The sequence below is a fragment of the Salinibacterium sp. PAMC 21357 genome (genome assembly GCF_000247645.1).
Classification (GTDB): Bacteria; Actinomycetota; Actinomycetes; order Actinomycetales; family Microbacteriaceae; genus Rhodoglobus.
Map to the genome: position 1 here is coordinate 105,090 of NZ_AHWA01000006.1, position 14,563 is coordinate 119,652.

The window sequence follows — 14,563 nt, forward strand, 5'->3', positions numbered from 1 at the left end:
TGGACTGCCATGGGCAGCAGGTTGAGTAGTCAAAAAAGGGGGGACGCAGTGAGTGATCCATTACACGTAGCAGTTGTCGGTGCAGGATACTGGGGGCCGAACCTGGCGAGAAACTTTCGCGCTAACCCACAGTGGCAACTTGATGCGATTTGCGATCTCGATGCGACGCGGGCAGAAAAGCTTGCAGACGCGCTTGGGGGAGTGCCAGTCATTACCGAACTGGATGAGCTGCTCAACGATCCGAAGCTGGATGCGGTCGCGATCGCGACTCCGGCACGTACTCATCACCCCATCGTGCTGAAGGCTCTGCGCGCGGGAAAGCACGTCGTCGTCGAGAAGCCGCTTGCTGACAGTCGAGAGAAGGGGCTCGAGATGGCCCGCGAGGCCGACGAGCGTGGCCTCGTGCTGATGTCCGACCACACCTACTGCTACACGCCAGCGGTGATGAAGATCCGCGAGCTAATCGCGGATGGCGTTCTCGGCGACATCCTGTTCATCGACTCCGTGCGCATCAATTTAGGACTGATTCAACCCGACGTTGATGTGTTTTGGGACCTCGCGCCGCACGACCTTTCCATCATCGACTTCATCTTGCCTGGCGGCCTCACCGCAACGACGGCGTCCGCCCAAGGAGCAGACCCTCTCGGTTCTGGCAAGTCCTGCGTTGGTTACCTCAGTCTTCCCCTCGAGGGTGGCGCCATGGCTCATGTGCACGTCAACTGGCTCAGCCCGACGAAGATTCGTCAGATGGTCATCGGCGGCACGAAGCAAACGCTCGTCTGGGATGATCTCAACCCGCAGCAGCGACTCAGCATCTATGACCGAGGCGTCGACCTGATGAAGGTTTCGAAGTCGGAAGCGGATCGCACCGCCGCGACAGTCTCGTACCGCCTTGGAGACACCTGGTCTCCGGCGCTGCCCGAGCATGAGGCTCTCGCTGCAATGACTACCGAATTTGCGGAGAGCATTCGCACCGGTCGCGCACCGCGCACCGACGGCCACGCCGGACTTCGAGTGCTGGCGGTGCTCGAAGCCGCGAGCCGCAGTCTTGCCCTGGCAGGTGCCCCCAGCCCCATCGACTCCGTCCCCCGTTCACTGGAGCAAGCATCATGACCGACATCCGCAGTACACAAGTTCTCGTTACCGGCGGCGCCGGCACCATCGGCTCTCACATCGTTGACCAGCTGCTCGACGCCGGGGCCGCGCACATCGACGTGCTCGATAACCTCGTGCGGGGTCGTCGGGCCAACCTCGATGACGCGATGCGTAGCGGCAAAGTGACAGTGCATGAGGGCGACCTTCGCGACAGGGAGTTTGTTCGCGAGCTCACTGTCGGCAAAGATCTCGTCTTCCATGAGGCTGCCATTCGCATCACTCAGTGTGCCGAAGACCCTCGCCTCGCGCTCGAGGTGCTCGTCGACGGCACGTTCAATGTTGTTGAGGCGGCTGCTGAGCTTGGCGTCAGCAAGCTGATCTCCGCATCGAGTGCCTCCGTGTACGGGCTAGCCGAAGAATTCCCGACGACCGAGCGACACCATCACCACAACAATGACACATTCTATGGTGCCGCTAAGTCATTCAATGAGGGCATGATCCGAAGCTTTCGGGCGATGAATGGTCTGGACTTCGTCATCCTGCGCTATTTCAATGTCTACGGCCCCCGCATGGATGTGCACGGACTGTACACGGAGGTTCTCGTGCGCTGGATGGAGCGCATTGCTGATGGTCAGCCTCCGCTGATTTTCGGTGATGGCGAGCAAACCATGGACTTTGTCGTCACCCAAGACATTGCGCGGGCCAACATCCTCGCTGCCCAAAGCGACATAGTCGACGGTGTTTACAACATTGCTAGCGGACGAGAGACTAGCCTGCTCGAACTGGCTCAGGCGCTGCTGCGCGCCATGAATTCCGATCTCAACGTTGAGCATGGCCCGGAGCGCGCAGTGAACGGAGTAACGCGCCGGCTCGCCGACACCGTCGCCGCACAGGTCGATCTCGGATTCAGCGCTCACATCTCGCTAGAGGATGGTCTTCGTTCGCTGGTGGAGTGGTGGAGCCCGCTGCGCGAGGAGATTTCGGCGGGAAAGTCCGAGCTCAGATCATGAGCAGGGTCAATGTCATGAAGCCGTGGCTCGGCACGGAGGAGGCTGATGCGGTCGCTGAGGTCATCGCCTCCGGCTGGGTTGCCCAGGGCCCTCGGGTTGCGGCTTTTGAGGCTGCGTTCGCGGAGGCGATGCAGGCGGAGCATGCGGTTGCGACATCGAACTGCACCACGGCGCTGCACCTCGCGCTCGTGGTGGGCGGAATCGAAGCGGGAGACGACGTCGTCATCCCCTCGTTCTCGTTCATCGCGACAGCCAACGCGCCTACCTACGTCGGTGCACGACCAGTGTTCGCGGATGTCGATCCGCTGACTGGCAACGTCACAGCGGAGAGTGTGCGAGCTGCACTCACCGACCGTACCCGCGCCGTGATCGTTGTCGATCAGGGTGGGATGCCTGTTGATCTTGACTCGATCCGGGCGGTGACCGACCCCCGAGGAATCGTGGTCATCGAAGACGCGGCGTGTGGCGCTGGCTCGACGTACAAGGGGCGCCCGGTGGGAGCGGGGGCAGACATCGCCGCGTGGTCGTTTCATCCGCGCAAGTTATTGACAACCGGCGAGGGGGGAATGCTCACCACGTCGAACGCCGACTGGGCTGCTAGGGCGCGTCAACTTCGCGAGCACGCCATGAGTGTCTCTGCTGTCGACCGCGCCGCCAGCGTTATCGCACCGGCCGAAGAGTACGGCGAGGTCGGATTCAACTATCGGATGACCGACATACAGGCCGCCGTCGGTTTGGTGCAACTTGGCCGCCTGCCTCAGGTTGTGGCGCGACGCCGGGAGATTGCTGCGGAGTATGCCCGCCGCATTGCCGGAATCGCCGGCCTGCGAATCGTCGTCGATCCTGACCATGGCACCTCCAACTTTCAGTCCCTGTGGGTGGAGGTCGGGGCCGACTTTCCGCTGACGCGCGAGGGATTGCTTGAGGCGCTCGCCGCAGCAGATGTCTCGGCTCGCCGCGGCATCATGGCAGCACACCGTCAGCCCGCCTACGCCGCCCGCGATACCGGATCGGCGCCGCTCCCGGTGACCGAACACCTCACCGATAACACCCTGATCCTGCCGGTGTTTCATCAACTGACCGAGGCCGAACTGACGCAGGTAATCGATGCGCTTCTCAGCGCGGCGGGCAGACGGATTGGCACATTGTGACCAGACATCCGATCATTCTTATTGCCGCTAGCGGTCTCGCACGCGAGGTCTTACCTGTGCTGCGAGAATCGGGTCGCGAAGTTCTGGGGTTGCTGGATGACCGGCACGCCGATTTTTCACCAACCATTGCGGGGGCGCGGGTGCTCGGGGGCATCGACGATGTCACGCTCTATCCGCGCGCTGAGCTACTCGTGTGCGTCGGTTCCGGCAGCGGCCGAGAGCGGATTGTGGCCCGGCTCGGCGCGCTCGGCATCGACTCTCAGCGATATGCGACGGTCATTGATCCTTCGGTGCGCAACCCTGCTGGATGCCCGATTGGGGCTGGCTCAATTCTTTTGGCTGGTGTCGCGATCACCGCGGATGCCGTGGTCGGTGAGCACGTCGTCGTGATGCCACGAGTGACCATTTCGCACGACTGTCGTATCGCGGACTTCGTGACTTTGGCATCCGGTGTCGCTCTCGGCGGCGACGTGCGGGTCGCACGGGGAGCCTACCTGGGGATGAACTGCTCGGTGCGGCAGGGTGTCTCAATCGGAGTTGGCGCCACGGTAGGGATGGGAGCGGTCGTACTCAACGACGTGAACTCATCAGAAACATGGGCGGGCGTTCCCGCCCGTCGACTGGGGGTGTCCGAGTGAGAGTGCCGTTTATTGATCTCGCAGCCCAGCAGGCCGAGGTTGCGGGCGAGGTGCTGCCGGTGTGGCAGCGACTGTTCGAGACCGCGGGTTTCATTGGCGGCAGCGAGGTCGACGCTTTCGAGCGGGAGTATGCCGAGTTCATTGGGGTCGAGCACGTCGTCGGCGTCTCGAACGGAACCGATGCCCTTGAACTTGCCTATCGTGCCGTTGGCGTGGGGCCGGGTGATGAGGTCATCATGCCGGTGAACACTTTCATTGCGACCGCGGAGGCCGTTTCACGTATCGGCGCCGTTCCCGTCTTTGTGGATGTCGATGAAGAGCATCTCCTCATCGACCCTGATGTCGTCGAAGCGGCCATCACTGACCGCACGCGGGTCATCGTTGCGGTGCACCTTTTCGGTCAAACAGCCGCCGTTGAACGTCTCCTTTCAATCGCCGAGAGGCACGACCTTGTCGTTGTCGAGGATGCCGCCCAGTCCCAGGGCGCATCGTCGACTGCCGGGCAGGCGGGAGCGTTGGCGCGGGTCGCGGCGACGAGTTTCTACCCCGGCAAGAACCTCGGTGCCGCCGGGGATGCCGGTGCTGTGATGACGAACGATGAACATATCGCTGCAAGCATCCGAAATCTGGCTGGCCATGGCAGCACCATTAAATACGTGCACGATCACATCGGTATGAATGCTCGATTGGATGCGATTCAGGCGCCGGTGTTGCGGGCAAAGCTGAAGCGTCTCGACGGGTGGAACGCCGCGCGCCGTATTGCGGCAGACCGCTATGCCGCGTTGCTTGCCGACATTGAGGGCGTGCGCAGCCCAACGTCGCGCCATGGCAACTCTGATGTCTGGCACCTCTATGTGGTGCGAGTGTCCGACCGCGACCGCGTTATGACAGAGCTGACCGCGGCAGGTATCGGTGTCGGCATCCACTACCCGACCCCGGTGCATTTGACCGAGGCGTATGCGAATCTTGGCTACCAGCGTGGTCAGTTCCCGGTGGCGGAGTCGGCAGCGGATCGCATCCTATCGCTGCCGATGTTTCCGCATCTGTCCGAAGCCCAGCAGGAGCGAGTCGCCGTTGCTCTGCGCTCCTCTTTAGTGCGCTGAGCCAGAGCATCATGCGTATTCTTGTCCACCTCAATAGCCTCGAACTGGGCGGCACCCAGATCAATGCCGTTGACTTTGCGGCTGCGTTGCGTGCTCGCGGCATCGAGAGTTTGCTCGTCGGTGATCGCGAGTCTCAACGCGGCGGCCCGTCGTTGCTCGATATCGCCGCCGCGAAGGGTGTGCACGTTGAGCCGTATGAGGCCGCCCCGGGGGTTTTCGCTCACGCCAAGCAGTTGACGCGCTTCGCCGACGACTTCGGCGCAGACCTTATTCACGTCTACGGCTCGTGGGGCGGTGGGCGACCCACGTTTTGGGGCCCGGCGCGCTGGGGAACTCGGCCTTGGGTGCTGACCGTCTACGAGATGCAGGTCTCCCACAAGACGCACCGTCACATGCCCCTCATCGTCGGCACCGGTTATTTGCTCGACGAGCAGGCGGCCAGGCCAGGTGGGGTGGTGCTCATCAGCCCACCTGTCGATCTTGTGTCTGATGCTCCGGATGCGGTCGATGGCGCGGCTTTCCGGGCTCAGCATGGGCTCGGGGACGGGCTGTTGTTGGTCATTGTCAGTCGCCTCGTCAGCAGCATGAAATCGTTACCGATCGGGGTGGCAATCGATGCCATGCGTACACTTTCGGATTGGGGTGTGACTCTGGCCATCGTGGGCTCCGGCGATAGCGAGGCTGCGATCGCACTGCAGGCGGCCGAAGTCAACAACGAGGTGGGTCGTGACGCCGTGCGACTGCTCGGGCCGTTGGCTGATCCACGGCCGGCTTATGCCAGTGCCGATGTCATGCTCGGAATGGGCGGGTCTGCCGCCCGCAGCCTCGCCTTCGGCAAGCCCCTCGTAGTTCAGGGCGAGGCCGGGTTCTCCGCACTGTTCGAGCCGGGCTCGGCGGCCGTGCTTGCACGATCGAGTTATTGGAGCCCAGATGCTGTGCCCGACCCGGTCGGAATGCTGCTTGACTCTCTGGCTCCGGTGCTCGACGATCCCCAGTATCGTGCGGAGCTTGGCGCGTTTGGGCGTGAGTTCGCGACATCCCGATTCGGGCTCGAGGCGATGACCGACCGTTTAGCGGAAGTGTATTCCCAGGCCCTGCGGCGGCGATTTGTCTGCAAGTGGATCAAGGATCTCCCCAGGGAGGGGAGGCGCTTGGCTGAAAAACTCGGTCGCTTCGTCGGTAGGTCAGCGCCATGATCGAGAAGCAGCCTGATCCGGCCGGCCAAGACACCCGCGACGAAACGGTCGACGTACCGGAGGTCGAGGTGATCTCGTCTATTGATCCAACGACCCGTCAGCCGCCTCCGCCGAGTATTGGCGACCAGGCGACGGGGGGCGTCCTGTGGATGACCGCCCAGAAATGGGTAGCGCGACTGTTCGGGTTCGTCACGATCATGATTCTTACCCGTCTTTTGTCACCGGCAGACTTTGGCACGGTGGCAGCAGCCTCGACGGTGCTCCCGTTCTTCTACCTACTCTCTGACTTGGGTTTCGCGGCCTACATCGTGCAGGTCGATAAGACCGATCGTCGGATGCTCAGCACTGCGTTCTGGTTCTCGATGAGCGCGGGCGTCGTGCTGTGCGTCGCCCTGTTCGGCGTCGCGCCGTGGCTGGGCCTGATCTTTGGCGATCCCGATGTGATTCCGGTGATGCGGGCGCTCTCCCTGTGGGTGCTCGCTACTGCCGTGGGGTCGGTGCCGATGGCGATCATGCGGCGCGAGATGCGCTTCGCCGCGATTGCCGGTATAGCCACCATCGCCGCCCTCGGTGCGCAAATCGTTGCGATCGTCATGGCGTTCAGCGGTCTTGGCGTGTGGGCGCTGGTCGGCCAATCGCTCACTGCGCCGGTGATCTCCACCATCTTTCTGTGGTCTAGCGTGCATTGGCGTCCCGGGTTCGGTTTCTCTCGCCCTGACTTCGCGCGTATGACTCGCTTCGGCAGCCAAGTGCTCGGGGTGGAGTTCGTCGCCATGCTGCGAGCATCCGGGGAGGCCGCCGTAATTTCGTCGACCCTGGGCCTCGCGAAGTTCGGCTATATGAACATTGCCCAACGTCTTGTGCAGTTGGTGCAGGACCTGACGGGTAGTGCCATTGTTCCGGTCGCCCAGGTCGCTTTTGCGAAGATTCGGAATGACGCTGATCGCCTGCGTGACGCCTACATTCGGGCGCTCCGCCTGACCTATTCCGCGCTGTCGCTTCCGATGACCTTTGTGGCGGTCGCCGCTCCACTGATCGTGCCGATCGTCTTCGGCGACGGCTGGCAGGAGAGCTTCGCGGTCGCGCAGATTCTCGCATTAGCCGGATCCCTCTCCATCGGAGCTTGGCTCGATCATGGTCTCTTCTACGGCGTCGGCAAGCCCGGTCGGTGGTTCGCTTATGCCCTCGTCATCGACGGGCTGACTCTCGGCACGACGATCGCGTTGGTGCACTTGGGGCTTGTCGCAATCGCGTGGGGTTTTGTGGTCGTCTGCATCATCGCGACCGTAGTGCGCTGGTTTCTCACCTCGCGGCTGCTCGGCGCGCGCTGGTACCGCGTCGCCGGCCCATTCTGCTACCTCCTGGTTGTCACTATCGTGGCGGGTTCTGCAGGCTGGGGAACGATGCTCTTCACGTCTGATTTGCCCCCGCTGCTGTCGGTGATGATTATCGGAATCGTCATCACGATCGTGCATATCGTGGTGACGAGGCTTATTGCCCGTACCGTTATCAGCGAGGCGGTGCGCATCCTTCGACGCTCCAAATTGGGCAAGCGCATCCCGTTTCTGGCGCGTAAAGGAATGTGACCGTGGCTCTACGACGGATGGATCAACATGGCTGAACTAAGCGATGACGAAGCTCGCCGTACTCCCGTGTCCATCGTCTGCGTATTCAATGCGCCGGATGTTTTGGCGAGCTGTTTGGAGCGGTCGATTCGCGAGGGTCGCGCTGATGCGCCGCTGACGGAACTCATTGCTGTCGACAATTGCGGGGGAGAGTTTGCGACGGCAGGAGCGGCGCTTAATCATGGGGCCTCGCAAGCGCACAACGACGTCGTCGTTTTCGTTCATCAGGATGTCTATCTGCACTCTCTGCCTGAGCTCGAGCGAGCGGCGTCTGAGTTGTTTTCTACACCGCACATTGGCGTGATGGGGGCTGTTGGTATCGACGGGTCTGGGCGCATTGTGGGTCGGATTCGCGATCGCGTTATCGGGTTGGGTGAGCCTGCGCCAGTGCCGCGCGACGTCGAGAGTATGGATGAGGTGCTCTTCATGGTCACGCGCGATCGTGTGCGACGTGAGCCGCTCGCCGACGATGCTCGCCTCGGTTGGCACGCGTATGCGGTCGAGTATTCGGCTCGAATTCGGGCGGCGGGGCTCCGCGCTGTCGTCCGCGACATTCCTCTCACCCATAACAGCCTCAGTACTAATCTTCGGAATCTCGACGTTGCACATCGTCGCGTTGGCGATTCTTACCCCGCGCTTCTTCCGTTGCGAACGACCTGCGGAACGATTCATTCGCAGGGAGGCGATCGCCGCACCGCGGTGATCGGTCGCCGCGCTCAGGGGCTCGCGCGCTGGCACAATGAATCACGCGCGGCGAGCGGCGCCCGAGGTCTCGTGCCCATCCGCGACGTTGTGCTCGCCGACGTGCGGTTCGCGATCGACGAAATCGCATCGCGAAGTGGTGCGTCGACGCTCCGCGCACTCGACCATCAGATCCCCGGTGGCGCCGCGACGGAGGTGGACGGGCTCGAACGATTCGGTCTGCCGACGTCGGCGGCGACCGTCGACCTCGCGATGATGGTCGCTGAGATCGCCCGTCGCCCACCGGGGGAATTGACCGTGCTCGCAAATCTCGAGGTCCAGGATCTCGGCGCGCTTGATCTCGCGGGGATTCCCCGCATCGTCGGCTTCTCGCACGAGGCACGACTGTGGGTGGTGCTCGGTGTTTCGCGTTCCGATCTGGGAGAGCTCTGGCGGGATCGGCGCACGCGACCCTATGCAGGCATTCCTCTGTTCTCGAAGGGGGCATCCGCATGACGGCCATTGAGGTGCGGCGTCGATTCGGCGGGGCAATCAGCGCGCTCTCTTTCGGATTCCTCGCTGATGCGACGAGTCTGCTGCCGCCGAAGTGGCGGTATGCCTATGTGCACCCGATCACGCGGAAGCTGCTCCCGCGCCAACTGGCAGCGTTGAGTGCGGCCCCCCGGCCGACGTCCGTGTCGACATCGACTGCCCCACCTGCTGACATCGTGTGTGCGCTCGTCGCAGACAAACTCGATGTGGGAGGGATCGGGGCGGTGGTGGAAATGCTGGCGCTGGGTCTCGGTGCTTTCGGCGTTCGGCCGGTCATCGTGTGCCAGGGCGATGGCCCACGAGCCCAGAGGTTGAGAGAGCGAGGGCTGCAGGTCATCTCCGTTGCCGACGGAACGACAGATATTTCGGCCATCAGGGAGGCCAATGCGGATGTCGTTCAGGTTCACAGCGCGCCTCCTCTTCTCGAAAAGGCCGCCATCGACAGTGGTTTGCCGCTGGTGGCGGTGCTGCACAACACAGAGATTCACTACACGCATCAACAATGGCGGCGATTCGGGGTTCTCTATTCTCACTCTGCGGCCGCCGTTGCTGTGAGCCGGGTCGTTCAGGAATTCCACCGGCGACATCTTCCGCTGTCGTCACCGAACCGGTTCACCACTATCGCCAACGGAGCACCGGACACAATCGCTGCCAGCATTGACAGACGCAGGGAGGCTAGGACGCTGCTCAGTGCGGTGGTTGGCGCGGACCTCAAGGATGCAGTGGTGTTCGTGTGCCTCGCACGCTATGACGCGCAAAAGAACATCGCGGGCAGCGTCGCTTCCTTCCTTCGTGCTGTCGGCTCGACGTCTCTTCCCATCCATCTCGTGATTGCCGGAGAGCCATCTGATTGGGTCGAGTTGCGGCGTGCGGATGGTATTCGTCGTTGGAGCCGCCACGGCGGAAGGGTGCACCTGCTGGGCAACTCAAATGCTCAGACGCTTCTTGATGCTGGCGATGGGTTTCTGCTCGATTCCTTTTTCGAAGGCTGGCCGGTCGCCGCGACCGAGGCGCTTGAGGCAGGATTGCCCCTCGTTCTGAGTGACGTGGGTGGGGCCGAAGAACTCGTCGCGCGCGATGCGGCGAGATCGATTCTGGTTCCTAACGCGACGGGCCAAGCGGATGCTGTCACGGATGCGCGGGTTGGCTTGGCGCGGTGGAGGTCCACCCGGCAGTCGAATGTTGAGCCTTTCGCCGCAGCGATCGTGCGCGTTGCTGAACAGATCACCCGTGACCGTGTGGCTGGACGCGTCGTCGCGCCCGTCAAAAACATTGCGGGGGTTGGCGCAATGGTTGAGGCTCACGCCGAACTTGTGCGCCGGGTTGCTCGCTCCCACGACTGAGGCCCGAACCCGCGCTCAACGGATTCGGGCCTCAGCAATTGGTTCGACGAGTGGTTATGGCTTGCTTACTGCTGCGCCCTTGCCGTCGGTGGCCGACGACTTGTAGATGTAGTTGTTGCTCCACTCGGCCCAACCTGATCCTCGCTGTACGTAGGTAGCACCAAATCCGGTTCCCGAGAATCGGTTATCCACGGAGCGCAAGTTGCTGTACGACGAGTTCATCTCGTTGAGGCCCAGCTGATACCCGTTGCCCTCAAGCAGGTTGCCCTGAATAAGAACATTGTCGATACTGCCCGAGTACGTCTGAATGAACAGCGCACCGGTGTCGCTTCCAGAGTCCGCGTTGAACCGGTTATTGATCACGTTCAACTGACGATTAGCGTTCGAACGATCCGTGAAATCGCGGATGGTGAATGCGTCGGAGTGGTTACCGGTGGTTGCAGGGTCACCCCAGGCGACAAGTCCGGTCACATAGTTGCGCTCGATCTGGGCATTCAGTGTTGAACCGGAGTTCATGATCGCAATGCCGCTACCGAAGCCGTGCACGTAGTTGCCGATCAGATCAGCAACACCGATGAATGCGGTCGCCCAGGCGGCGTCCTGAATGCTCAACTTGGATCCGTCGAACTCACTGTTTCTGATCGTTACCTTGCTTGGCGCAATCTCGAACGTGTTGAAATTCTGAGTCGCCACTACCGGCATGCCGCGCCCGGCGGATGTTGGCTGAATGCAGCTGTTCTCGATCGTGATGTTGCCGGCGGAAAGGTCGAGCCCTCCGGTGAAGCGCTTGCCGGTGATGGTTGTGCCGGCGGGAACACTGCTGTTTCCGGTGTAAGCGGGGAGGTTCGAGCATGTGAGGCCAAGTGGTGCGAGCCCGACGGTGTTCGCGTTGATTGTCCAACCAGCACTACCCGATGTCGGCGTGACAGGCGTTGTGACTGGCGGGGTGACGGGCACGGGTGCTGGCGTCACTGGCGTGGTGGGCGGCTCGGTCGGAGTCGGAGCGGGCGCCGGGATCTCGACCTCGCCGGGGTCAGGCACCGTAACCTCAGTTGCGGGGGTGCTTGATTCGAACACGATATCGACAAGGTAGTTGGAGCCCCTAAACGTCGTCGTCGGGAATCCTTCAGTGCCGTACTTGTAGACACCAGCTTCGCGGTCGAGGGTAAAGCCGTTCAGTGACTGCTTAGCGCTCAGATCGCCCTCAGTGACGGCGTATCCGCCATTCGATGCCTGGTAGGACACAACGTAGGAGCTGCCGGAGGAAAGCGTGACGGGATCCTCAAGGCTAATAGTGCGCCAGCCTTCTTTCGTGCTGGCAGGGAACGTGATGCTTGCCAATTTTTTCCCTGATGAGGTCCAGAGCGTTGCTGATGTTACTCCGCTCGCTGCCCGACTCTGGAAGTACTGCAGGGCAGTGACTTCACCATCGTTCTCTGGCGAGAACTTCAGACCAAGCTCGACAGAGGAACGGTCTGCGTCAACAGCCACTTCGGGGCGAAGCGAGTCCGGAAAAATTCCTGTCGTTGAGCTGGGCTTGCGCGCAGCCGCAGCTTCTGTTGTCGAGCTGGGGGTGAAGGCAGCCGAAATTTCTGTTGTCGAACCGTGTGCGACATCAGAAGAGAGTTTTGTGGTTGAGCCATGGGTGACGCTCGACGCTAGGTCTGTCGACTGGGTCGGTGCTAGCGCGTTGACCGTGACGAGAGCGCCAATAGAGAGGGCGCCAACAGCGATGAGGCCACCTCGAACGAACCGACGTTTGTTGCGTAAGTTTTGGCGCGCGTGAACCCGCTCACTTAATTTCTGAAAAATAGTTGATCTCCTCGATAGTGAGACGCTAGCGAATCATAGGAACCTGAAAGAGACCTCCGCATTATATGATCAATCTTCCCATTTAACTAGCCCCCTTTCGGGGGTAGACCCATTCTGAGCTTTGTAATCGAGCTTTCAGGCGCTGCATCCCGTCTTTGCCCAGAACGGCGATCGCCATTCGTCGTGCTGTTGCCCTTCCGGCATCGCGAAGCCATCTCAGGGGAGAGACGATGAGTCGGTCACGGGCAATTCCCCAAGTGCCCGGCTCGGGAACATTTGTCAGCGCGCCAGGAAAAAGAGAAGCCCACGGCGCGGGAGAGGTGAGCCGGCCGCGAACCCGGTTGCTGACGTTTTCGCCGTGCACCACTTGCAACCAACCTGGTGCGCCTTTGATCTCGACTACAGGCATCGTCTGACGCAGCATGAGATGCCAATCAGCCCAGCACATCTTTGGCTGATCCCATGGCTCTGCTACGGAACAGAAAGCGTTGTCAGGGTCCTTGCGCAGATAGACGCCACCTGGACCTTTAATGAGGCCGTTGACCAGATAGAGCGCCCGACGATCGGAGAAGGTCACGGCGGATTGCACTCGCTCCACGAAATCGACCGCAAGGCCGTCGTCGTTGTCCAAATTTGTCGTGACCAGCATGTTGGCTGCAGCAGACGAAACCTTCCTCACGTCGGCAAGAAGCTCGGCGTACGGGACCTCCGCGCGGTAAATAGGAGTGAAAAGTCCCCTCTCCGCATAGGGGGCGATCGCCGCCTTCAGCCACTCTGGGCTCTCCGGGTCGAAGTAGATAATCCACCGGAAGTTGGGGTTCGTCTGCGCATCAACTGAGGGCACGCAGTACTGCTCGAATAGCCCCCAGCGGTTGACGAGCCAGTTCTCGCTGGCGCGGATACGGGCCTCAGAGCCACCAGAAGGCAGGTTGAACCGAGTAAGGAAGACGTGATCGATCGTGAACATGGTCACCTCGAGGTTGCCGGACTGGTTCGCTCGCGCAAGAAACGGCGCAGCTCTGCTGCATCGTCCAAATTGACTCGGACCGGTGCTGCGGCGTCGGTGGGGGTGATCGGATTGGGGGCGAACGGCCACGCATTGGCATCAGGTTTATTGCCAAGCAACTCGTGGAAAACGCTGACGTACGCCTGCGCTTGCGGTTGCCAATCCAACACCTTCGCGGCGCGCTCGCGAGCCCTCAGCCCGAGTTCGACGCGGCGTTCCGGGTCGTCAAGGAGAGCTTCAATTTCGTCGGCGAACGCACCGATGTCTCCCGAGGCAACGTAGATTCCTGTCTCCGCGGCAGAAACACGCGTCTCGATCAGGTCAAACGACACCGGCGGAAGGCCGTAGGCCATGTACTCCATCGTCTTATTCATCGTGGAGACGTTATTTAGTGGGGTGTTGAGGTCCGGCCCCAAGCCGAGATCGGAGGAGCTCAGATACTGGGCGATCTGATCTGGCCCTACTCGGCCGGTGAAGACGACATTGTCATCGAGTGCGCGTTGCGTCGACTCGCGTTTGAGATCCTCAAGGCGATCCCCGAATCCCAGGAGAACTGCACGAATTCCGGTACGCCCGCGGCGATGCACGAGCTCATCCATAACCGCCAAGATGTTCTCAACGCCGTCTTGGGGGCCCATGATCCCGATGTAAGCGAGCAGGTGTGAGGCACCGGCACGGATCGAAGGATCGGGGTAGATGGGGCGCATCACTGTTGTGTCCGGGCCGCTCCTGACGACCGTGACATGAGAGGGTGCGAGCTTTCCGCGGTGTTCGGCCACCCGCTTGTAAGAACCGTTGGTCGAGATGACCCGATCCGCCGTGCGGTAGGTGCTTCGCTCCAAACGTACGAGACCGCCGAACTGCAGTCGTCCAGCAACTCCTGTTGGCTTACCGAAACGGGAGAGGTAAAGCTCTGGGTTCAAATCGTGCTGATCGAAGATGAACCGTGCTCCGCGCATCCGCCACAGTAAAGCGAGCAACCAATAGGTGTCAGGTGGGTTGCACGCCTGGATGACATCGAAACCGTGGCGACGCCGCACTCGAATCGACAGCACGGCCGTTCGCAGCCAGGAGTAGGCGAACTCATAGGCGAAGCCGAAGACCCCCTTGGCCTCGGGGGCGGGGGAATATTTATAGATATGGATGCCGTCAATCTCGTGGAATGACGGATCCCCGGGGCCCTTCGGGCAGATGACCGACACCTCGTACCCCTGAGCGCTCAAAGCCTGACACTCGAGCCAGACCCGCCGATCGAGCGGGACGGGGAGGTTCTGGACGATCATCAGAACGCGCTGATTCTTGCCACGTTCGACCATTCGAGGATCTCCCGTCGGCAGCGGATACGGACGAA

The 14,563-nt window shown here is 61.5% G+C and carries 12 protein-coding genes; 9 read left to right on the top strand and 3 right to left on the bottom strand.

The window, feature by feature from the left end; all coding sequences use genetic code 11:
• The first annotated feature begins 9 nt into the window (after positions 1-9).
• Genes ON14_RS13095 through ON14_RS13135 form a run of 9 tightly spaced genes read left to right on the top strand, consistent with a single transcriptional unit; the run spans position 10 to position 10,394 of the window.
• Complete coding sequence (locus ON14_RS13095; RefSeq protein ID WP_050993070.1) at positions 10-1,113, top strand: Gfo/Idh/MocA family protein; 1,104 nt, start codon at positions 10-12, stop codon at positions 1,111-1,113.
• The gene (locus ON14_RS13100) at positions 1,110-2,105 is read left to right on the top strand and encodes an NAD-dependent epimerase/dehydratase family protein (RefSeq protein WP_010205761.1); all 996 of its coding nucleotides are present in this window, start codon (positions 1,110-1,112) and stop codon (positions 2,103-2,105) included. The genes ON14_RS13095 and ON14_RS13100 overlap by 4 nt, the downstream gene beginning before the upstream one ends.
• Positions 2,102-3,256 (top strand): DegT/DnrJ/EryC1/StrS family aminotransferase, encoded by a 1,155-nt coding sequence (locus ON14_RS13105; RefSeq protein ID WP_026037737.1) that lies wholly within the window; start codon positions 2,102-2,104, stop codon positions 3,254-3,256. Before ON14_RS13100 ends, ON14_RS13105 begins: the two co-directional genes overlap by 4 nt.
• Entirely contained in the window at positions 3,253-3,894 is a 642-nt protein-coding gene (locus ON14_RS13110; RefSeq protein ID WP_010205765.1) for an acetyltransferase, read from the top strand. The genes ON14_RS13105 and ON14_RS13110 overlap by 4 nt, the downstream gene beginning before the upstream one ends.
• Positions 3,895-3,896: 2 nt before the next feature.
• On the top strand, positions 3,897-4,997 hold the full coding sequence (locus ON14_RS13115) for a DegT/DnrJ/EryC1/StrS family aminotransferase (RefSeq protein ID WP_010205768.1): 1,101 nt from the start codon (positions 3,897-3,899) through the stop codon (positions 4,995-4,997).
• Between the two features lie 11 nt (positions 4,998-5,008).
• Complete coding sequence (locus ON14_RS13120; RefSeq protein WP_010205773.1) at positions 5,009-6,193, top strand: glycosyltransferase; 1,185 nt, start codon at positions 5,009-5,011, stop codon at positions 6,191-6,193.
• Positions 6,190-7,779, top strand: coding sequence for a lipopolysaccharide biosynthesis protein (locus tag ON14_RS13125; protein WP_010205774.1), 1,590 nt, complete (start codon positions 6,190-6,192; stop codon positions 7,777-7,779). Before ON14_RS13120 ends, ON14_RS13125 begins: the two co-directional genes overlap by 4 nt.
• A 27-nt stretch (positions 7,780-7,806) precedes the next feature.
• The gene (locus tag ON14_RS13130; protein WP_010205775.1) at positions 7,807-9,015 is read left to right on the top strand and encodes a glycosyltransferase; all 1,209 of its coding nucleotides are present in this window, start codon (positions 7,807-7,809) and stop codon (positions 9,013-9,015) included.
• Positions 9,012-10,394 (top strand): glycosyltransferase, encoded by a 1,383-nt coding sequence (locus ON14_RS13135; protein ID WP_010205777.1) that lies wholly within the window; start codon positions 9,012-9,014, stop codon positions 10,392-10,394. Before ON14_RS13130 ends, ON14_RS13135 begins: the two co-directional genes overlap by 4 nt.
• Positions 10,395-10,448: 54 nt before the next feature.
• Here ON14_RS13135 and ON14_RS13140 read toward each other — a convergent pair whose 3' ends face one another.
• The 3 genes from ON14_RS13140 to ON14_RS13150 form a co-directional block, all read right to left on the bottom strand.
• Positions 10,449-11,885, bottom strand: coding sequence for a DUF4082 domain-containing protein (locus ON14_RS13140; RefSeq protein ID WP_010205779.1), 1,437 nt, complete (start codon positions 11,883-11,885; stop codon positions 10,449-10,451).
• 403 nt (positions 11,886-12,288) lie between these two features.
• Entirely contained in the window at positions 12,289-13,173 is an 885-nt protein-coding gene (locus ON14_RS13145) for a glycosyltransferase (protein WP_010205780.1), read from the bottom strand.
• A gap of 2 nt (positions 13,174-13,175) precedes the next feature.
• Positions 13,176-14,495, bottom strand: a complete 1,320-nt coding sequence (locus ON14_RS13150; protein WP_202800966.1) for a glycosyltransferase family 4 protein — start codon at positions 14,493-14,495, stop codon at positions 13,176-13,178.
• Positions 14,496-14,563 lie beyond the last annotated feature (68 nt).